Origin of the sequence: Campylobacter concisus (genome assembly GCF_003048605.1) — a bacterium.
Classification (GTDB): Bacteria; Campylobacterota; Campylobacteria; order Campylobacterales; family Campylobacteraceae; genus Campylobacter_A; species Campylobacter_A concisus_BM.
In genome coordinates, this window is record NZ_PIRX01000002.1 from 216,521 (window position 1) to 237,082 (window position 20,562).

Sequence of the window (20,562 nt, forward strand, 5' to 3'; positions counted from 1 at the left end):
CTAATATCTAACATGGGGGGGGCACTTGCTCCCTTTTAAATTTACAAATAAAATCAGCCTTCTTTTTGTAAAATGCTAAAAAATTTCACAAAAAGAGAAAATATGCAAGTAACACTTCTAAATCACACCCCACTAAATATCTGCTCTCACGCGATCCGCACATGCTGGCAAAGCTTTGAAAAAGGCGACAATGGCGGCGAAAAAGACGTCGAACTGATAGATAGGGTGGGTAATAAATTTAAACACGCTTCAACGCTAGAGCATCTTTACTACAACTTCTACATCCAAGGCATCTCGCGCGCACTACTTCAAGAGCTAGCCCGCCACCGATTGGCAAGCCTAAGCGTCAAATCAACCCGCTACACGCTAAAAGAGCTAAAAAAGGAGGAGAAATTTGAAGTAGGGCAGTTTGAGCGTGCGGCTAAATTTATCGTGCTAACAAATGACGAAATGGTCGATAACGCGAGCATAAAAGCGCTTGAAAATTTACGTGAAATTTTAGCCTCAACCACAAAAAGCCTTGATATAGTTAAATACTGCCTACCAGAGTGTTATAAAACCGAGCTTACATGGAGCATAAATGCTAGAAGCTTGCAAAATTTCATCTCTCTAAGAAGCTCAAAGTCAGCCCTTTGGGAGATAAGAAATTTAGCAAATGCTATCTACGACGCCTTGCCAAATGAGCATAAATTTATCTTTGAGAAGTGCTTGCCTGAGGATGAGCAAAACTAACATTTACATTAGTGCGATTTAGAAGTGATGAAATGAGCGTTAAATTTACTTTTTCAAAACGTAAAGAAGCTCGTCTACGTGGATGTTTCTAGCTTTTAAATTTCTACTGCCGCGGTAGGCGTTATACTTTTGGCGAAGTAGATGAACTTTGCCCATTTTATTTAGATTTTTATCAAATTCATCTTGGTTGATAAAGCCCTCTGAGTTAAACGAGATAAGGACAAATTTCGCCTTTAAATTTGCTATGAGCTCGAAAAATGCCTCGCTCGCTGATGATTTTTTATTAAAAACTGATCTGTTCCAGTCCTTTACGATGCCTGAGACTTTTGAAATTTTACTTGGCTCTTCATAGCTTGCGATGAGATTTAGCATGAAGTAGTTTGAGCCGTATGGATGCTGGTTATAAGGCGGATCAAGATAGACTAGATCAAGGCTATCAAGCTCTTTTGCCAGTAAATTTGCGTCCTTTTGATAGACCTCAAATGGCACGCTAAAATTTGAAAAAATTGGTTTTGTCAAATTTATATCAGAAGTGATCCTTGAGATGGCATTTTGCCCATGTCCTCCAAACTGACCGATGCCATCTTTATTTTTATGAAAACCTTTAAAAATTCCACTCGTATTTGCATGAACGCTTGCGTTATAAAGTAGTGGAGCTATGAAAAATTTTCTCATCTCCTCTGGTAACATCTCATCTATGAGCCTTCTTGCGGTGTCAATGAATTTGGCATTTTTCCTTGTGTAAAAGACCCGCTCGCCAAAAGCAATATTTTCATCATCTTGCGGGGCATAAAGCCTTGTTATAAAGCCCTCAGAAAGCTTATCTTCTATCTCTTTTTCAAGCTTTTTTTGCCAGAAATTTATCTCATCTCTTAGCTCATTTGTGGCGTTTTGTAGATAGCATGAGTTTGTGATGAAGCTGTAAAGCTCCAAGTCGTTTGTGACTAAAAATTCGCTATTTTGCTTTAAAAACCTAGCCACCACGCCGCTTCCACTAAAGAGGTCGCAGCAGCTAAGCTTCTCTTTTTTAAGCTCGTCTTTTGCGTATTTTACGCCTCGCTCGATAAAGCCTAAAAGAGAGCGTTTGTTACCAAGATAGGTTAAAATTTGCTCTTTTAGATAGGCTTGATTTTCTTGTTTTACTGGTTTCAAATCAGTGCTTTTTTAGTCCCATAGCGTCAAGATCGAGCTTGATCTCATCGTTGTTTATGATGACTAGACCTTGTGCTAAAATTTTGCTTGCTATGGCGTGTGCCTCATCAAGTGAGTGCATCTTGTAAGTGCCACATTGAAATTTATTTAGCTCTGGAATTTTATCTTGATCTTTAACCTCTAAGATATCTTTCATCGAAGCAAGCCATGCCTTTTTTACAGCTTCTTCGCTAGGTGTGCCGATCACGCTCATATAAAAGCCCGTCCTACAGCCCATCGGCGAGATATCTATGATCTCAACGCCGTTGCCATTTAGATGGTTTCTCATAAAGCCCGCAAATAGGTGCTCTAAAGTGTGAGTGCCCTTTTCTGGCAAAATTTCCTCATTTGGCTTGCAAAATCTCAAGTCAAAAACGCTGATATCATCGCCCTTTGGGGTCTTCATACTCTTTGCAAGTCTTACTCCTGGGGCTTTCATCTTCACATGATCTACGCAAAAACTATCAAGTAGTGGCATATATTCTCCTTTAAATTTTTGGTAATTTTAGCGTAAAAAAGATTTAAAATTTAAAGGCCCACGTAAATTTACATGAGCCTGGTAGTATTTTTGGGTATTAAAATTTATTTTTTCTAACGTCTGTTAGTATGACCTTCGCCATGCTGTCTATCTCGCTAGTTACGTCGTTTGTGTTACTAACAACGCTTCTATTTTCTTTTGTGACGTTATCTATTTGGGCAACACTTCTATTTATCATATTTATGCCCTCAGCTTGCTCTTTTATAGATTCGCTCATCTCGTTGATTGACTGAGCCAATACATTTGTATTTGCCTCGATCTCGCCTAGAGATTTTTGTGTGCGCTCAGCTAGCTTTCTAACCTCATCAGCCACGACCGCAAAGCCACGTCCATGTTCACCTGCACGAGCCGCTTCTATGGCAGCGTTAAGAGCTAGTAAATTTGTCTGATCAGCGATGTCACGGATGATGACGATGATGTTTTTGATCTCTTCACTTTGTCTTATGACGTCCCCTGTCTTTTGTGAGATAGCATTCATCGAGCTACTCATCTGCTCAACTGCAGCCGCGCTCTCTTGGATAGAGTCAGCTTGTTTGCTCGCACCATCAGTTAAATTTCTCATAGACTCAGCAAGCATCGTTGCTTTTTCTTCTAAAATTTGAGCTTGATTTAGGTTGCTATTTAGCATAGCGCTTATAGCATCGCCTGCGTTATTTATGCCAACTATCATAGCTTTTAAGTCAGCCTCTATATCATCTCTTAGTTCGATCTTAGCGGTATAGTCGTTATTTGAGTAGGCTTTTAGGATATTTATGACGCTGCCTAAATTTTGACTGATAGAGCTAAAGAAGGTATTTAGTAGATCTTTTAGCTTGATAAGTGATGGGTTGTTTGGATTCTCATTTAGTTTGACGCCTAAATTTCCTCTTATCATGTTATTTGCAGCTACATTTAGCTCTTCAAGCATGGTGTTATCTTTTTTGATGCCAGCTATGACTTTGTCTATGTTTTTATTTATCTCTTCGCTCATTACGCCAAATTCATCAGTCGTGTGGATGTCTAGCTTGCTTGGGGCGGTGCTGCTCTCGTAAGTGATAAATTTAAATGTATCAGAAAGCTTCTCTTGGATAACGCTGATAGGCTTAAGTGAGCGTTTTAGTAGCACGAAAACAATGGCTGAGAGTATGACTATGAAAAGCACTGCAAGCATTAGCTGAGCTTTTAAGATAGGCATAGTGTGGTTTGAAAAGGTATCCGCACCTATGGCGACGGTTGCAAGCCAGCCATCATCGTTGATAGGTAAAATTTTAGCCGTTACATCTTGGTTTTTAGAGTTTTTATATGAGATCAGACCATTTTCGTCAAATTCTTTATTGGCATATTTTTCTGAGACGACCTTTGTAGCTGGCAAGATAGTGCCAACTTCTGAAGCTACGTCAGAAAAGAGCATAGTGCCATCTTTTCTCATCACATAAGCATATCCGCCATCGCCAGTGTTGCCTATCTCGATGATCTTGTCGCTAACTTTCTTTACATCTACATCTATGCCAGCAACGCCAACAAATTTACCATTTTTAGTAACTGGAGCGGTGAAACTTACAACAAGATCATTTGTAGAAGTGACCCTTGGCTCGGTATAAATTTCTTTATTTTTCTCTTTTGTGCTCTTATACCAGCCTCTAGTTCTTGGGTCGTAGTTATCAGCTACGGTTGTTCTTTTACCATCTGACTGAAAGAAGTGTCCATCCTCATCGCCGTAATAGACATATTTCACCGCAGAGTTTGCGACCTTTTTTTCTAATAAGACAAAATTCATTATCTCATCGCCACTTTGAGCGCCTTCAACTGCTGATGAAATTTTCTTGACGTACTCTAAATTTTCATCAAAAAAAGTGTTTGCAACACTCTTTATATCTTTAAGAACCTGATCCTCTTTGCCACTGACAAGCTCAACGATCTTGTCCTTTGAAGTAAAATAACTAACCGCCGAGATAGCGCAAAACGAGATGATGAGTAAGATCATCAAGGCGAGTGCTATCTTATTTGTGATAGAACGAAACACCTCTGCTCCTTTAAATTTTGTTTGAAATCCATTTGCAAAACAAAATCGGAGCAAAAGTATAAATGTTTATAGTGTTCTCATAAATTCGGTGCTATAAATTCCCTCGATGCGTCTTTTCATATCATCATGCCAGCCATTTGTAAGAGTGGTGAGGGCGTTAAATTTCTCTAGTAAATTTAAATTTTCACTTGGCGCGTAAAATAGCCTATTTATCTCTAAAATGCTCATATGAACTGGGTCACTTTCTATAACCTCTATCGCGTCGCCTGCTTTGCATGAGCCTGGCGTAAGAACGCGGTAGTACCAGCCAGTAAGGCCTGTTTCGAAGATGTGAGTAGCCATATTTTCATTGCCCCATCTTTTTGAGAGCTTAAAACATGGCTTTCTAGGCTGTGAGACTTGAAGCACAAGTGAGCCGATCTTATGGATATCGCCCACATAGACGCAGCTCTCATCAAGCCCATCAACGCATAAATTCTCTCCCATCGCCCCATAAGCCATGTTTTTTAATCCTAAAAATTTCTCCCACTCGGTATAGTTTGCAAACGAATTTGCAAAGACTGCCTTTTCAGGGCCGCCGTGGTGCTTCGTATCAGCGACGCTATCGCCCTCAAAACCAAGCTCATTTGCAAAAATTTCGCCATTTTGAGCTACTTTAAAAATAGCCGAGCTCCAAGGTAAATTTAGCTTATCAGTCGCACCTTGCGAGCCGTAGTTTTTCACGCCTCCGATTAGTAAAGCTTTTAGTGTTGCCATTTCATCCCTATCAAATTTAGTTTATTCTTAAATTATTCGCATGAGTTAGCGCGATCGCGATAGCATCGGTGATATCAAGCGGTTTTATCTCTTTGTTTATGCCTAAAATTTTCTTCACCATAAATGCCACTTGCTCTTTGTCAGCCTTTGCCTTGCCAGTGACCGTTTTTTTCACTTGAAGTGGCGTATATTCGGCAAAGTCACCATGAAGCTGCAAAATTTTAAGACTAAGTGCCCCGCGAAACTGAGCGAGCTTTAAGACCGTTTTTGGGTTGTAGGCAAAGAAGATGTCCTCTATCGCGACCTCGTCAAATTTATGGTTTTTAAAGATGAGATCAAGCCCCTCGCAAAGCTCTGTTATTTGGTATTGAAGAGTATTTGGCTTTATCTTTATAAGCCCAGCTTCAAGAAGAGTAGTTTTAAATTTGCTCTTTTCAAGTATCGCGTAACCGCAATTTTTCGTACCTGGATCGATTCCTAAAATTTTCATCACAATCTTTTCAATACTTTTTCACGACTTTTTCACGCCGTGAAAAAGTTTGTCAGAGTTTAACAAAGGTTTTATTAAATTTAAGATAAAATCGCTAATAAAATTCATTAAATAAAAAGGGTTGAAATTTGCTAGCAGACGAGATTTTAGAGCTTTTACAGACAAAAATATCAGCTAATGAATTTGACTGCTACATCAAACAATTAAAATTTAATGAAAAGGCTTCAAACGAAGATTTTATAGTTTTTAACGCCACGAGTGAATTGATGGCTAAATTTATAAAAACTAGATACGCAGAAAAGATCGCCTACCTTTACGAAGTAAAAACCGGCAAAAAGCCAGAGGTCGAGATAACTAGTCAAACAAAGCTAAAAAACATAAAGCAAAACCAAGTAAATGTAAAGCAGATCAAGGCGCAAAGCAGCATTTTAAACCCTGGATATACATTTGAAAATTTTGTCTGCGGTGACTCAAATCAGTTTGCCTTTCTAAACGCAAAAGCAGTTGCAGACAAGCCTGGCGTGCTTTACAACCCACTTTTTATATATGGCACAACCGGCCTTGGCAAGACGCACCTGCTTCAATCAGTTGGTAATTATTGCCTAGATCAAGGCAAGGTCGTCATCTGCGTGACGAGTGATCAGTTTATGATTGATTTTACCACGCATCTAAATAGCCACTCGATGACTAAATTTCGTGAAAAGTACCGAAACTGCGACGTTTTACTAATAGACGACGTTCAGTTTCTAGGTAAAACCGATAAAATTCAAGAGGAGTTTTTCAACACCTTTAACGAGCTCATCGCCAAAAAAGGTCAGATCGTCATGACTTCAGACCGCCCAGCAAAGATACTAAAAGGCTTTGATGAGAGGCTAAAGTCTAGGTTTGAACAAAGCATAATGGCTGATATCACGCCACCTGAGCTTGATACAAAGATAGCTATCATCATCAAAAAATGTGAATTTGATAAAATTTATCTAAACAAAGAAGTGATCGACTACATCGCTACAAACATGGGCGATAATATCCGTGAGATCGAGGGCGCTATCATAAATTTAAACGCCTATGCAAGCTTGATGAGAGTTGAGATAACGCTTGAATTTGCTAAAAATACACTAAAAGATCTCATCAAAGAGAAGCATGAAAATATAAATCTTGAAACCATTATAGAGATCGTTAGCAAAGAGCTAAACATCAAGCCAAGCGACATAAAAAGCAAGTCAAGAGTGCAAAACATCGTAGAAGCTAGACGCATCATCATCTACCTTGCGAAGATGCTCACTGCAAATTCGATGCCTCAAATCGCAAACTATTTTGGTATGAAAGACCATAGCGCCGTTAGTCACAACATAAAAAAGATAAACGAGCTCATGGAGAGCAACGAAATTTTCAATCTCAGAGTGACTGAGATAAAGAACAAAATTTTAACAAAAGGATAAAAACAGAATGAAATTCGTGAATAAATGTGAAGAAATGAAAAATTCTTTTCACATTTTAAATAACGATGCTGGCGTGAGAAAAGATGGTTTTCACACTTTCACGCTACCAACTAATACAACAAAAAGAAAATTAAAAATAAGAGGGAGTATTTAATGAAGGTTTTAATAAACAAAAACATGCTTGAGAGCATAGTAACAAACACTAATCCATATCTCGAAAAAAGAGATCTTAGTGCTATCACTTCTCACATCTATATCTCTGCAAAAGATGGAGTTTTAAACATAAAAGCGACTGATCATGAGATAGGACTAGCATATAAACTAAGCAACGCAAAGATCGTTGATGAGGGCTATGCAACAGCAAATGGTAAAAAGCTACTTGACATAATAAAAAGCCTAAAAGATGAAGAGGTAACGCTTGAAACTGTTAATAACTATCTTTACATCAAACAAAAAAACTCAAAATACAAACTTCCAATGTATAAATTTGAAGATTTCCCAGAGTTTCCAACGATAGAAGGCAAGGCTAAATTTGACATAGACGCCATAATGTTAGGTAGAAGCTTAAAGAAAATTTTGCCATGCATCGATAGCAACAACCCTAAATTTGAGCTAAATGGCGCTTTGCTAGATATAAAACAAAACTATATAAATATAGTAGGCACCGATACAAAAAGGCTAGCTGTATTTAAATTTGCAAATGAAGCGAGCAATGAGTTTTCACTGATCATCCCTAAAAAAGCGATAAATGAAATTCAAAAGCTATTTTTTGACAAGATAGAAATTTACTATGATGAAAACGTCCTAATCGCTCAAAGCCAAAATTTTGAGTTTTTCACAAAGCTTATAAATGGCAAATTCCCTGACTATGAGCGCGTTATACCAAAAGATATCGCTATAAGATTTGAGCTAAGCAGAGATAAGATGGTTGAAGGCATCAAGACTATATCGATGCTAAGCGATCAGATGAAGATAACTTTTTCAAAAGAGAGCATCACATTTGAGAGCATCATAGAGGACAACTCTGAAGCCAAAACGATGATAGAGTTTCAAACAGGACTTGAAGAAGATATCAGCATAAATGTAAAAAATAGAAATTTAATAGACTTCTTACAAAGCATAGAAGATGAGAAATTTGAGTTTGGATTTAAAGATAAAAATTTACCTTTCGTTGTTAGCTCAAAAGAGCTTTTAACGGTTATAAGTCCATTAAATATATAAGTTAAAAAAGGTTTATGATGGAAAATAATTACGGCGCAGAAAATATTAAAGTACTAAAAGGGCTTGAGGCGGTTAGGAAGCGCCCAGGCATGTATATAGGTGATACTAACATCAGCGGTCTTCACCACATGATCTACGAAGTCGTTGATAACTCTATCGACGAAGCGATGGCAGGATACTGCGATACGATAGATGTTGAGCTTACACGCGAGGGCTCAGCGATCATTAGCGATAATGGCCGTGGTATCCCAGTAGATATGCACCCGACTGAGAAAATTTCAGCTGCGACTGTTGTTTTAACTGTGCTTCACGCTGGTGGTAAATTTGACAAGGACACTTATAAGGTCTCGGGCGGTCTTCACGGCGTTGGTGTATCTGTCGTAAATGCCCTTTCTAAAAAGCTAGTCGTAAATATCAAACGCGATGGCAAGCTTCACAGACAAGAATTTGCAAAAGGTATCCCACAAAGCGATCTTGAAGTGATAAAAACTACAAACCGCACAGGTACGCAAGTCGAGTTTTGGCCAGATGATAGTATATTTGAAGTGACTGAATTTGACGATGAAATTTTAGTTAAAAGATTTCGCGAGCTAGCATATCTAAACCCAAAGATAACTATAAATTTTAAAGATCAAAGAAATGGCAGAAGTGAGAGCTTTCATTTTGAGGGTGGACTTGAGAGCTTTGTAACTGATATGAACAAGGCAAATGCTGTCAGCAAAGCAGTCTCATTTAGCGGCGGCGAAGATGATGTTATGGTTGATTTTGCCCTACTTTACAACGACACTTATAGTGAAAATTTACTAAGCTTTGTAAATAACATCAAAACTCCAGATGGCGGTACGCATGAGGCTGGCTTTAGAGCGGGCCTTACAAGAGTTATCACAAACTACGTTCAAGCAAACGCTGCTGCACGTGAAAAAGATACAAAGATAACTGGCGAAGATATCCGCGAGGGACTTATCGCAGTTGTGAGCGTAAAGGTGCCAGAGCCGCAGTTTGAGGGACAAACAAAGGGCAAACTAGGTTCAAGCTACGTAAAACCTATCGTTCAAAAGATGGTTTTTGATGTGCTTACAAAGTATTTTGAAGAAAATCCTATCGAAGCAAGAGCGATAATGGATAAAGCTCTAATGGCAGCTCGTGGTCGCGAGGCCGCTAAAAAAGCTAGGGATCTAACTCGTAAAAAAGAGAGCATGAGCGTAGGCACACTACCTGGCAAACTAGCTGATTGTCAGAGTAAAGACCCAGTAATTAGCGAGCTATATCTGGTGGAGGGCGACTCTGCTGGCGGTTCTGCAAAGCAGGGACGTGATAGAGTTTTTCAAGCGATATTACCGCTTAAGGGTAAAATTCTAAACGTTGAAAAGGCAAGACTAGATAAAATTTTAAAATCTGATGAGATAAAAAATATGATAACAGCGCTAGGTTGTGGCATCGGAGATGAATTTGACGCTGAAAAGCTTAGATATCATAAGATCATCATCATGACCGACGCCGACGTCGATGGTAGCCACATCCAGACACTGCTTTTAACATTCTTTTTTAGATTTTTAAATAAAGTTGTAGAAAACGGCCACATCTATCTAGCTCAGCCGCCACTTTACCGCTATAAAAAAGGTAAGAAAGAAATTTATCTAAAAGATGAAAAGGCATTAAACGAATTTCTTATCGAAACTGGCATCGAGGGCGTTGATATAGAGGGTATCGGTAGTGCAGATTTGATTGATTTCTTAAAGATCGTTGCAGCTTATAGAAGCGTCTTAAAAGAGCTTGAAAAACGCTTTAACGTCCTTTCAGCGATCCGCTATATGATAGAAAATCCAGACATTGTCTCAAAAAGCTACAATGAAATTTTTGAAATTTTAAGAGACTTCTTAAAAGCTGAGGGTCACAACATCCTAAACCACTACGTTAGCGAAGATGAGGTTAGAATTTATGTCCAAACTGAAAGTGGTCTAGAAGAGCTTGTGGTAAATGAAAATTTATTTACAAATCCACTCTATGAAGAGGCACTTTACATCAGCCAAAAGATAAAAGAGCGTGGCCTAGACTTGCATAGTGACGTTATAGACGTGCTTGATGAAGTAGAGAAAAATGCGAAAAAAGGTGCATATATCCAGCGCTACAAAGGTCTTGGTGAGATGAACCCTGAGCAACTTTGGGAGACAACTATGAACCCTGAGAATAGAAGACTTTTAAAGATCGATATAAACGACGCTATAAGTGCTTCTGACACGTTTAATCTCTTCATGGGCGATGAGGTCGAGCCAAGAAGAAACTACATCCAAGACCACGCAAAAGACGTTAAACACTTGGATATTTAAAAGAAAAAGGATAAAAAATGAGCGAAGAGATGAAGTATGGCGAGAAAATTTTGAAAGAATTTGACGTAGAGAGTGACCTTGAGGTCTGGGAAAATAAGCAAACAAGGGACTATGTCATAAAGATTACTCTGCCTGAGTTTTGCTGCCTTTGCCCTCGCTCTGGTTATCCTGACTTTGCGACGATCTATCTTGAATATATCCCAAACAAGCTAGTTGTCGAGCTAAAAGCGATAAAGCTTTATATAAATAGCTTTATGAACCGCAACATCAGCCACGAAGATAGTATAAATGAAATTTACTCTGTTTTAGAGAAAAAGCTTGAGCCTAAATTTATGAAGATAGTGGGCGACTTTAACCCACGTGGAAATGTCCATACGGTTATCGAGATCAGCTCTGATCTAGTCGTAAAAAAGCCAGCTGAAGAGAAAGAATTTACTCCAAGAAGTAGGGAGAGAAGCTTTAGTGACAAAGCGCGTGAGAGACGTAGCACAAGCGATCGCGCTAGCAGTAGAGGCAGCAGAGATGATAAATTTCAAAAAGATGACAAACCAAGAAGAAGCTCAAATAAAGAGGGCTTTAGAAAGATAAGCTACGCAGATGATAAGAAGCCAAAAGTAGTCAAAAAGGATAAATAATGATAAGTGCTAAGCTTATAGAACATATCTTTAAAGCAGCATCTATATCACGTTGGAACGACTATCCAAAGATGACAAATTTAGTCGAGCTTGACAAGCAGGCTCATAAATTTATCATCGCTTATTTCATAGCAAAACAAGAGCAAAATGCCGATATGAATTACATCATCGAGGCTGGAATTTTTGAGTTTTTAAGCAGGGTCGTAGTCACAGACATACGCCCTGACGTCTTTCACCACATCCAAAAGACAAAAAAAGAGCAGATAAATAGCTGGGTTTTAAGCAACCTTGAGACGCTCATCTCAGATATCGAGGACGGCGAGTTTTTGGAGAGATTTAAAAACCACTATAAAAACGACAAAACTCACGAAAAAGAGCGCCTTATACTAAAAGCAGCCAGCTATCTTGCCACGAGGTGGGAATTTTCTATCGTCTATCAAACGAGCCAGTTTTTAAGCGACATCGACGAGCTTAAGGCGAAGGTTGAGGAGGAGATGGAGGATTACTACGAGTTAATCGGCGTTAGAAAGATCGCTATGAATCAAAAATTAGCTCGCCTTGTTGATCTAAGTGGCAGGCTAAGGTTTCAAAAGCGCTGGGCACAAACGCCTCGCATCCCTGAAACTGCGGTCTTAGGACACATGCTAGTTGTTGCGATACTAAGCTACTTTTACTCGCTAAAAGCAAAAGCTTGCAAAAAACGCCTAGAAAATAACTTCTTTTGCGCACTATTTCACGACCTACCAGAGAGCCTTACACGCGACATTATCAGCCCTGTAAAATACGGTGTAAAGGGACTAAATGAGATCATCAGCGAGTATGAGATGAGACTTATTGATGAGAGGATTTTGCCATTTGTGCCTGAAAAGATCAAAGATGAGTTTAGCTACATCCTTGGTATCAGAAAAGATGGCGAGAAATTTATAAAAGATGAGTTTGAAAATAGGACTTATGAGCGCAAGATCATCTGCCACGAAGGGACTATGGAGAACGTAAATGAGGATAAATTTAACCCGATCGATGGCAAAGCGCTAAAATACTGCGATAAGCTCTCAGCCTACATCGAAGCTGGAATTTCTATAAGCTACGGTGTCAAGTCAAAAGAGCTAACTGATGGCTTTAATAATATGTATAAATTTTTTAGCGAAAAACCTAAGATCGATGGAGTGGATTTTTTAGAAATTTGCGATGATTTTAATGAGCATTTTGGTTTAGAAAGACCCCCTCTCAGATGACTGCGGCACACACTTAATACAAGTGCTCTGCTGTGTTCCCACCCTGAAGCGGTGCTCATAAAAAGCATTGCACAGGTCTAAGAAGGAGCTTCGCAATCATACAAAAACTATACTTAAATTTAGTTTTATAGTTACATTTTTAAAAATTTAGCTTTAAGAGTATATAATCTCACATAAATTTCACCAAAAGTAGGGCAATGTCAGGAAAGATCAAACTTCGTTTTTTATCGGCCTTTAGAGATTTTTTTGTCTATCATCACAAGTCTTTAGAGTTTCGTGCCAAAATTTTTGCTGCGATTATCTCGGCTAAATTTGACCCAGATGAGGATGATTTTTTCATTTTAAATGACATCGTAAATGAAATTTATGAAAATGATCAGACTAGAAAAGACTTCTTAATCCAAACCGTTAGAGAGTACGTGGCAAGGGTCAAAAGAAGCGACAGGATCACGCTTGACACACTTCTTTTAAGCATAGATAAAGATATGAAAGATCACAAAAGATATGCTAAAAAGATAGACTTTTCGCACCTTCGCCGTTTGATGAGTGGCTGCGAGGAGGAAATTTTAGTGCAGCAAAGAGTATATGAGTTTTTGATAAACGAGGTCAAACTCTACTCGCAAAGTGCTTAAATTTCACTCAAATTTAATCAAAAATTTTTCGTAGCTTATAGCTAAATTTCTTAATTTTCAGCCTTGATTTTTCTCTATTTGTCTCGTTAGCTTAGGTGATTTATAACTAAAATTTAAAACAATACTTCATAAGCTAAATTTAAATTATTTTTGTGATAAAGCGACTGAAATTCTGTGCTTATAGACTTTGCTAACCATAAAATTTAAAAGCAGGATGCTACAAAATAAAAATAATTAAACGCGTAGATTAGCCAGCTTGTGATGAGTGGGACTGGTTGCACTTTCTTGGCGTCGCTTGCTTGCTACCCTGCAAAGGGTAAGAGACTAAAGCAAACCATAGGGCTTTAAAAGAGCATATTTGCTCCATTGTAAAAGAGAGTATCGACACAAAGCTAGGCAAAAACCGCCTGTTTTGGCACGGAGTGAAGTAAATTTAAGCTGCTTTTTGCACGGCAGCTGAGTGGGTTATGATGTCGTGTAAATTTAGTTTGTCTTTTCTAAAGAAGCAAAGGCAAAGTCCGATGACACTAAAGCCAGCAAATGCAAAGCAAATTTGACGCAAGATCGCGTGAAGAAGGCTTATCTTTTTGCCGGTTTGTAAATTTATGAGATAAATTTCTTGCGCTTTGTAGCCTGGAGTTTGTGCCTTTATGCTAAAAAATAGACACATTATAAATGAGATGAGGCTATTTACGCCAAAGATCGCAAGCTGGTTATGCAAAAATGCCTCTTTGCCATCAAGTACAAGATATGTTGTCGCATAAAATATTGGCATACCGATGATAAAAAGATCGATGATAAAGGCCTTCACTCTAGCCCAAATAGGTGCGATTTTTGCCTTTTGTTTTGCCAAGTTACTTTCCTGTATTTATAAAAATTTGGCTAAATTTCTAGCCGTTATCATGCGTGACGCAAAGCATAGTAGAGGTGCGCGAGACTTCGTATAAATATCAAGCTTTTTTATCTCGCTTTTTAGCACGCCAAAACAACCTATAAAAACGCTAAGATTTTTGATCTTAGCAGGCGTTTTTTGCTAAATTCTTGCATCAAACTAGCTCAACGCCTTTGCCACTTACCACTTCGCCGATCACGTAGCCATCGCTATTTGCTAGCACAGGATCAACGTTTTCTTTAGGTACAACAAGGATCATACCAACGCCCATGTTAAATGTCCTCATCATCTCGCTATCTTCTACTTTTTGAGCTAAGATTTTAAAAATTTCAGGCGTTTTTATAGCGCTTTTTTGTACCTTCGCGCCAAGTCCAGCAGGGAAGACGCGAGGCAAGTTTTCAACTATGCCACCACCCGTTATATGCGCCATCGCTGTGATCTTATCTTTTAATCTTAAAAAGTCGCTCACGTAAATTCTAGTTGGCTCAAGAAGCACGTCGATGAGCTTGCGCTCACTCACTTTTTCATCAAATTTTAGCCCGAGTTCGCTTACCACTTTTCTTGCAAGCGAAAAGCCATTTGAGTGCAGGCCGCTACTTGGAAGTGCGACTAAAACGTCACCAGATTTTACAAATTTGCTCCTATCGATCTCGTCAGCCTCAGCGATACCCACGGCAAATCCAGCAAGGTCAAAGTCGCCCTTTTCATACATCGACGGCATCTCGGCTGTCTCACCGCCGATCAGCGCGCATTGCGCCTTTTTGCAGCCGTTTGCGATACTTTTTACCACCTCTTTGGCGCTCTCTATCTCAAGCTTTGCAGTCGCGTAGTAATCGAGGAAAAAGAGTGGTATGGCGAAGTTGCAGATGAGGTCATTTACGCACATAGCGACTAGATCCTCGCCAACGCCATCAAATTTCTTAGCGTCGATAGCTAGGCGAAGCTTCGTGCCAACGCCGTCGGTTGCGCCTAAAATGGCTGGATTTTTATATCCGCTTGGCAGTCTGACCGCACCTGAAAATGATCCGATGCCGCCTATGACGTTTGGTGTTTGCGTAGATTTTACGAAAGGCTTGATCGCCTCAACAAAGCTGTTTCCAGCATCTATATCAACTCCGGCATCTTTATAACTTATCATTTTCACCCTTTTGATTATTTTTTAAAACTTTAGCCAAAAGTTGCTAAAATTGTTATCAATTTTCAAAAATGGAGCGAGTTTGCAGAATTTTCCAAACGCCTACGTCATCACAGGCTCGATAGCTAGTGGCAAAAGCACGGTTGTAAATTTACTAAAAGAGCGAGGTTTTAGCGTGATAGATGCGGACCTCATCGCGCACGAACAGCTTGAAATTTGTAAATGCGAGATAGTAGAAGTTTTTGGCGAGCAAATTTTAGATGAGACTGGCAGGATAGATCGCAAAAAACTGGGTGCTATCGTCTTTAACGAGCCAAAAAAGCTTAAAAATTTAGAACAGATTTTACATCCAAAGATAAAAGCTGAAATTTTTTTCAAAGCTTCGCAGCTTGAGTGCTTGGGGCAAGTTTATTTTGTCGATATCCCTTTGTTTTTTGAAAAAAAGGAGTGTTACGCTGAGTTTAAAAATGTAGCCGTGATCTACGCGCCAAAAGAGCTTTTGCTAAGCCGACTAATAAGCCGAAATGGGCTAAGCTTAGAGGATGCAAAAGCTAGAGTAGGGCTTCAGATGGACATCGAGCAAAAGCGAAAAATGGCAAAATTTGTTATCGATAATAGCAGCGACATGGAGAATTTAAAGCTAGAGATAGAGAAATTTCTAAAGCAAATTTGTGCTATTTCTTGATAAATTTACTAGCAAATTTATATGTTTGCAAGCTCTCTTTACTACCCAAATCCCAGCTATCAAGCTCAGCTTTTACTAAATTTGGAAATTTCTTGCTTATATCCTTTAGAGCATTACCGACCGACTTTCTAAGATATTCGCTCTCGTCTTCTTTTAGGCTAGAAAGCCGTCTAATCGCCTCATCTGGGTTATCTTTAAAATAGGGCCTGTTTGTCCATATCCTAAGCCCCTCTGTTACGGCTCTTTTTGCATTTGCGTTGCCATTTTTTAGCCACTCATCGATGGTTAAAAGTGCCTGCTCGTAGCCAACTTTTTTACAAAACTCGTCAAACGCCTTTGCTAGCACCTCTTGAACCCTCCAGTTTTCGTCTTTTGAGACTTCATCTCTCATAAACGCCAAAATTTCTTCACGATCTGATAGGTGTCCAAAGAGAAAAACCGCATACATCCGCACTTGATAGAGCTTCGAGCCGTATGCTAGGTATGCAAGCCCTTTGCAGTACTCAGCTCCCTTTGCTTTATAGTCAGCTAAGGCCCTTCTTTCTTGCTCTTTAAAGCCATTTTCTATTAAAGAAAACTCTTTTTCTAAATTTAAGATGTAGCTCTTCAAAGTGGCTCCTTTAAAATCACTAATAACTCTTATCTAAATTTTAGTAAAATCACGCAAAAAATAGAAGGATGGCTCATGCAAGTCTCAAAATATAACGCCAGCGGCAACGATTTTGTCATATTTCATACATTTTTGAGCAAAGATAGAAGCGAGCTTGCAAGACAAATTTGCAGCCGAACAAACGGCGTGGGAGCTGACGGGCTCATCGTGCTTTTGCCTTACGAAAAGGGCGTGAAATGGGAGTTTTACAACAGCGACGGAAGCTACGCTGCGATGTGTGGCAACGGCTCGCGTGCGGCTGCTAGATATGCCTATCTAAACGGCCTTGTGAGTTCAAGCGAATTTGCTCTGCTAACTGGTAGCGGCGAGGTGATGGCAAGCGTGAAAGATGAGTGCGTCGAGGTCGTGCTAACAAATCCAAAAATTTTAAGCGAGCCACTAAATGAAAACGGCAAAACTTGGTATTTTTACGATACTGGCGTGCCACACCTTGTAAATTTCACGCAAAATTTAGATGAATTTGACGTCAAAGAGTGCAGGGTGCTTCGTCAAAAATACAATGCAAATGTAAATTTAGCCAAATTTGATGGCAGAGTTTTAAAAGTAAGAACCTACGAAAGGGGCGTGGAGGACGAGACGCTAGCTTGTGGCACTGGCATGGCGGCTTGCTTTTACGGTGCTACTTTAAATTTAAACGCAGCGCAATGCCTAAAAGTCTATCCAAAAAGCGGCGAGGAGCTTGGACTTAGGCTAGAAAATGGCAAAATCTTATTTAGCGGAGCGGTGAAACACTGCTTTGATACGAGTATCGAAATTTAGCTTTTAGAGCGAGTTTTTGTGCTTGCTTTTGGTTAGTCAGAGCAAGCAAATTTTCAAATTTATATCGCTAAATTTGCGCTCAACAGCTAAGCTAAATTTATAGTGGTACTGATTAAAATTTAAATAAAAACCATTTAAGAGTTTAGCTACTTAAATATCTCGAAAATAAATTTATATGAAATTTGTTGGGGTGTAAAAATCTCCGCCGAAATTTTATTTACTGAAACTTTTAAACACTGCTTTTATACGAGTATCAAAATTTAGCTATTTTGGCTGCTAGTAGTTAAATTTGGCTAGTAGTTTGTAAAAGTCGCGGGTAGTAAATTAAAACAAAGAGTTTTATAGAAATTTTGTTATTAAAATTTAAAGTGTATAAAAAGGAAGATCTCCGCCGAAGCGGAGAAAAGGTGTTATTTCAAAGCATCTTTTGCTTGTTTTGCAAGTGCCGCAAATGCCTTCGCGTCATTCATAGCTAGATCAGCTAAAATTTTTCTATCAAGTTCGATCTTAGCTTTATTTAAGCCGTTGATAAATCTTGAATAGCTAATGTCGTTTAGTCTGCAAGCTGCGTTGATACGAACGATCCATAAACGTCTGAAATCACGTTTTTTCTGGCGTCTGTCGCGATATGCATAAACTAAACTTCTCTCTAGTTGCTCTTTAGCTTTTCTAAAGTGTTTATGTCTAGCACTGAAAAAGCCACGTGCTAGCTTTAAAACTTTCTTATGGCGTCTTCTTCTAACTACGCCTGTTTTTACTCTTGCCATATTTATCCTTTTACAAATTGGCGCTCACGAAGTGAGTCTTGCCCCTAAATTTGGGGGAGTTTGAATGACTTTTTTGTCAAAAACTTAAATCTACGCTGCTTTATACGCCGAGCATTTTGCGAACGGCTGGGACATTTGTGCTGTCCACGTATTTTGGGCCACGCAAATCTCTCATACGCTTAGTAGGTTTTTTTGTTAAGATATGGCTTCTAAAAGCAGAGCCTCTTTTTATCTTATTTTTACCTACTTTAAAGCGCTTAGCAGCACCGCGAACGGTTTTCATCTTTGGCATGCTAATCCTTTTTGAAATTTTATACGCAAGTGCGTAAGATTTGGATTATAGCGAAAAATCCTTTAGAAAATTTAAATTTCACTTAGACAAAATTTGCAATAAATTTACATTAAACTTAAAAAAATTTTAAAATTTATAATTAAATTATTAAATTTGGCATATAATCACATATAAGAAATTTTATTTTACTAAAGGAGTAAAAATGAAAGGCAAAATTCTCGCATCAATCGTCGCTATGAGTGCGATTTTAGGCACAAGTAGCTTGGCATGCACTACCATTTTAGTAGGAGATAAAGCCTCAAACGACGGCTCTATGTTAGTGGCTAGAAGCGCTGATAGCAAGGCTATAAAGGCTCAAGTCTTTTTGATACACCCAGCTACGAAAAACCAAACTGGCATGCACAGCTCAAAGGCGCATGACGGCGCAAATGACTTTACATATCCACTCCCAAAAGATGGCATGAGATACACAACTATCGCAAATTCACACACAAAACTTCACGGAGCAGTCGGCTACAACGAGGCTGGCGTTGGACTAAGTGGCACTGAGACCATCTACGCAAAAGATGAGCTTTTAAAAGTTGATCCATACAACGAAGAGACTGGCATCACAGAAGATGACATCCCAGACGTACTTTTGCCACGCATCAAAAGTGCAAAAGAGGGCGTTAAGCTTCTTGGCGAGATAGTTGAGACAAAAGGCGCTGGCGAGGGCTTTGGCGTGGTATTTGTCGATGCAAACGAGCTTTGGTACTTTGAAACTGGCACAGGTCATAAGTGGATCGCTTCAAAGATTCCGCAAGATGAATACTTCGTCACCGCAAACCAAGGCAGACTTCACGCTTATAAAGAGAATGATCCAAATTTCATGGGCGCAAAAGATGTCATCAAATTTGCGATCGATAACAAGACTTATGACCCTGCAAAAGACGGAGAATTTAACTTTACAAAGGCCTATACAAGGGATGATGAGAGAGATGTGACTTACAACTACCCACGTGTTTGTTGGGTGCAAAGTATGTTTAATCCAAGCCTAAAACAAGACTTCGCTGACGGTCAAAAATTTCCAGTATTTTTAAAACCAGAGAAAAAACTAAGTGTTGAGGATCTAAAAGCTGCGATGAGAGCCCATTACGACGGCACTGCGTTTGATAACTACGCTAGCAAAGATGAAGATAAGAAAAACATCTACCGCGCTATAAGCGTCTTTAGAACATACGAGTCTCACGTCATGCAGGTGCGCCCATGGCTACCAAAAGAGATCGGCCGTGTGACCTACGTCGCTCTTGGTATGGCTGATCTTAGCGTTTATTTGCCGTATTACGAGGGGCTTGATGGCTTTATAAAAGGCTACTCTGATGGCTCATACGATGCTGATGACACTTCGATTTACTGGGTTTATAGAAAGCTTCAAACCCTTGTGATGACTGATTATGAGAAGTATTCGCCAGTGGTAAAAGAGGCTTACGCTAAATTTGAAAAAGAGTTGGCGGTAAAACAGGCTAAATTTGAAGATGAGTACGTAAAGCTTTATAAAAAAGATAAGAAAAAAGCGGACAAACTCTTAAATGAATTTAGCCAAAAGACTATGCAAGAGGCTAAAGATCTAACACAGGAGCTTACAAATAAGGTCTTTACTATGCTTACAGCCGATATGGATGCTAAGCTAAAATCCCTAAATAAAGGCAAAAAAGACTAAATATTCTGGGCGTGAAATTTAGTAGCGCCCAAACTTTAAACAAAAATTTGGCAAAGAGCGTTTATAATGCGACAAAAATTCACTACAAAGGAAAAACGCTGATGCCTTGTCCCATGCGTAAAGCTCATTAATCTCGGCAAAAAACATATCAGCGATTTTCAAAAAACACGCAAATTTTTAAATGATTTTACATTTTTTCACATTGAGATAAATCCATTTTTGCTAGCAGGTCCGCTGCATTGTAACTGCATTTTTAATAGCAAAGCTAAGCAGTGCCTGAAATTTGGCAAGGACCTTTTTAGCAGGGTTTTTTATAAATTTTACTTTAGTTTAAGAAGAAGCGGGTGTCACCCACCGTGTTTGAGGTGATTAAATTTATTGTTTGAGCTGTGATAGTGAAAATTTGGCTTTTGGTGGCAGAAGGGGTTTCTACTTACGAAGCGTCGCCCCTTCCGCCCCCAAACC

19 protein-coding genes, 1 other RNA gene and 2 pseudogenes are annotated in these 20,562 nt (G+C 39.1%); 10 read left to right on the forward strand and 12 right to left on the reverse strand.

Translation table 11 applies throughout. The features are described 5' to 3' along the window. Positions 1–102 precede the first annotated feature (102 nt). Entirely contained in the window at positions 103–732 is a 630-nt protein-coding gene (thyX, locus tag CVS86_RS02315) for an FAD-dependent thymidylate synthase (protein ID WP_103595906.1), read from the forward strand. Positions 733–777: 45 nt separating this feature from the next. Here thyX and CVS86_RS02320 read toward each other — a convergent pair whose 3' ends face one another. From CVS86_RS02320 to ruvC, 6 genes and pseudogenes are all read right to left on the reverse strand, one after another. Further along, entirely contained in the window at positions 778–1,884 is a 1,107-nt protein-coding gene (locus CVS86_RS02320) for a DNA adenine methylase (protein WP_107790844.1), read from the reverse strand. Between the two features lies 1 nt (position 1,885). Beyond that, entirely contained in the window at positions 1,886–2,401 is a 516-nt protein-coding gene (gene luxS / locus CVS86_RS02325) for an S-ribosylhomocysteine lyase (RefSeq protein WP_107790845.1), read from the reverse strand. A 97-nt stretch (positions 2,402–2,498) separates the two neighbouring features. Further along, positions 2,499–2,870: pseudogene (locus CVS86_RS10210) on the reverse strand (methyl-accepting chemotaxis protein); the annotation flags it as partial. Between the two features lie 822 nt (positions 2,871–3,692). Next, positions 3,693–4,424, reverse strand: a pseudogene (locus tag CVS86_RS10215) (cache domain-containing protein); the annotation flags it as partial. A gap of 105 nt (positions 4,425–4,529) precedes the next feature. Next, a complete protein-coding gene (locus CVS86_RS02335; protein ID WP_107790847.1) occupies positions 4,530–5,219 on the reverse strand; it encodes an MOSC domain-containing protein in 690 nt (229 codons plus the stop codon). 16 nt (positions 5,220–5,235) lie between these two features. Next, positions 5,236–5,715: a crossover junction endodeoxyribonuclease RuvC gene (gene ruvC, locus CVS86_RS02340; RefSeq protein WP_103567041.1), complete on the reverse strand. Its 480-nt coding sequence runs from the start codon at positions 5,713–5,715 to the stop codon at positions 5,236–5,238. Positions 5,716–5,837: 122 nt separating this feature from the next. On the opposite strand from ruvC, the gene dnaA reads away from it, so the two are divergent. The 5 genes from dnaA to CVS86_RS02365 all read left to right on the forward strand — a co-directional run bounded on the left by dnaA (position 5,838) and on the right by CVS86_RS02365 (position 12,566). Then, positions 5,838–7,148, forward strand: a complete 1,311-nt coding sequence (gene dnaA / locus CVS86_RS02345; protein WP_103645462.1) for a chromosomal replication initiator protein DnaA — start codon at positions 5,838–5,840, stop codon at positions 7,146–7,148. A gap of 153 nt (positions 7,149–7,301) precedes the next feature. After that, on the forward strand, positions 7,302–8,369 hold the full coding sequence (gene dnaN, locus CVS86_RS02350) for a DNA polymerase III subunit beta (RefSeq protein ID WP_021088742.1): 1,068 nt from the start codon (positions 7,302–7,304) through the stop codon (positions 8,367–8,369). A gap of 17 nt (positions 8,370–8,386) precedes the next feature. Continuing rightward, entirely contained in the window at positions 8,387–10,696 is a 2,310-nt protein-coding gene (gene gyrB / locus CVS86_RS02355) for a DNA topoisomerase (ATP-hydrolyzing) subunit B (RefSeq protein ID WP_103581634.1), read from the forward strand. A 17-nt stretch (positions 10,697–10,713) separates the two neighbouring features. Beyond that, a complete protein-coding gene (gene queF / locus CVS86_RS02360; RefSeq protein ID WP_234399215.1) occupies positions 10,714–11,331 on the forward strand; it encodes a preQ(1) synthase in 618 nt (205 codons plus the stop codon). After that, a complete protein-coding gene (locus CVS86_RS02365; protein ID WP_021092473.1) occupies positions 11,331–12,566 on the forward strand; it encodes an HD domain-containing protein in 1,236 nt (411 codons plus the stop codon). Before queF ends, CVS86_RS02365 begins: the two co-directional genes overlap by 1 nt. Here CVS86_RS02365 and ffs read toward each other — a convergent pair. Continuing rightward, an RNA gene (gene ffs, locus CVS86_RS02370) (signal recognition particle sRNA small type) lies at positions 12,553–12,650 on the reverse strand. The two genes, CVS86_RS02365 and ffs, sit on opposite strands and share 14 nt — an antisense overlap. A gap of 113 nt (positions 12,651–12,763) precedes the next feature. On the opposite strand from ffs, the gene CVS86_RS02375 reads away from it, so the two are divergent. Beyond that, positions 12,764–13,198 carry a hypothetical protein gene (locus CVS86_RS02375; RefSeq protein ID WP_103568671.1) on the forward strand — a complete coding sequence of 145 codons (435 nt, stop codon included), beginning with the start codon at positions 12,764–12,766 and terminating at the stop codon, positions 13,196–13,198. Between the two features lie 433 nt (positions 13,199–13,631). On the opposite strand, the gene CVS86_RS02385 is transcribed toward CVS86_RS02375, so the two are convergent. Together CVS86_RS02385 and purM are read right to left on the reverse strand one after the other, a co-directional pair. Continuing rightward, entirely contained in the window at positions 13,632–14,051 is a 420-nt protein-coding gene (locus CVS86_RS02385) for an RDD family protein (protein ID WP_107790848.1), read from the reverse strand. Positions 14,052–14,244: 193 nt separating this feature from the next. Continuing rightward, positions 14,245–15,228 (reverse strand): phosphoribosylformylglycinamidine cyclo-ligase, encoded by a 984-nt coding sequence (gene purM / locus CVS86_RS02390; protein ID WP_107790849.1) that lies wholly within the window; start codon positions 15,226–15,228, stop codon positions 14,245–14,247. Between the two features lie 79 nt (positions 15,229–15,307). On the opposite strand from purM, the gene coaE reads away from it, so the two are divergent. After that, the gene (coaE, locus tag CVS86_RS02395) at positions 15,308–15,910 is read left to right on the forward strand and encodes a dephospho-CoA kinase (protein WP_107790850.1); all 603 of its coding nucleotides are present in this window, start codon (positions 15,308–15,310) and stop codon (positions 15,908–15,910) included. Here coaE and CVS86_RS02400 read toward each other — a convergent pair. Beyond that, positions 15,900–16,520 (reverse strand): DNA alkylation repair protein, encoded by a 621-nt coding sequence (locus CVS86_RS02400; protein WP_107790851.1) that lies wholly within the window; start codon positions 16,518–16,520, stop codon positions 15,900–15,902. The two genes, coaE and CVS86_RS02400, sit on opposite strands and share 11 nt — an antisense overlap. A 75-nt stretch (positions 16,521–16,595) precedes the next feature. Here CVS86_RS02400 and dapF point away from each other — a divergent pair, with 75 nt between their 5' ends. Next, positions 16,596–17,339 (forward strand): diaminopimelate epimerase, encoded by a 744-nt coding sequence (gene dapF / locus CVS86_RS02405; protein WP_103617826.1) that lies wholly within the window; start codon positions 16,596–16,598, stop codon positions 17,337–17,339. A 410-nt stretch (positions 17,340–17,749) separates the two neighbouring features. On the opposite strand, the gene rplT is transcribed toward dapF, so the two are convergent. Together rplT and rpmI are read right to left on the reverse strand one after the other, a co-directional pair. After that, on the reverse strand, positions 17,750–18,106 hold the full coding sequence (rplT, locus tag CVS86_RS02410) for a 50S ribosomal protein L20 (RefSeq protein WP_004317321.1): 357 nt from the start codon (positions 18,104–18,106) through the stop codon (positions 17,750–17,752). Between the two features lie 100 nt (positions 18,107–18,206). Continuing rightward, positions 18,207–18,398, reverse strand: a complete 192-nt coding sequence (rpmI, locus tag CVS86_RS02415; protein ID WP_004317422.1) for a 50S ribosomal protein L35 — start codon at positions 18,396–18,398, stop codon at positions 18,207–18,209. A 202-nt stretch (positions 18,399–18,600) separates the two neighbouring features. Between rpmI and CVS86_RS02420 the strand changes: the two genes are divergently transcribed. Further along, on the forward strand, positions 18,601–20,097 hold the full coding sequence (locus tag CVS86_RS02420; protein WP_103571421.1) for a C69 family dipeptidase: 1,497 nt from the start codon (positions 18,601–18,603) through the stop codon (positions 20,095–20,097). The last annotated feature ends 465 nt before the right edge of the window (positions 20,098–20,562 follow it).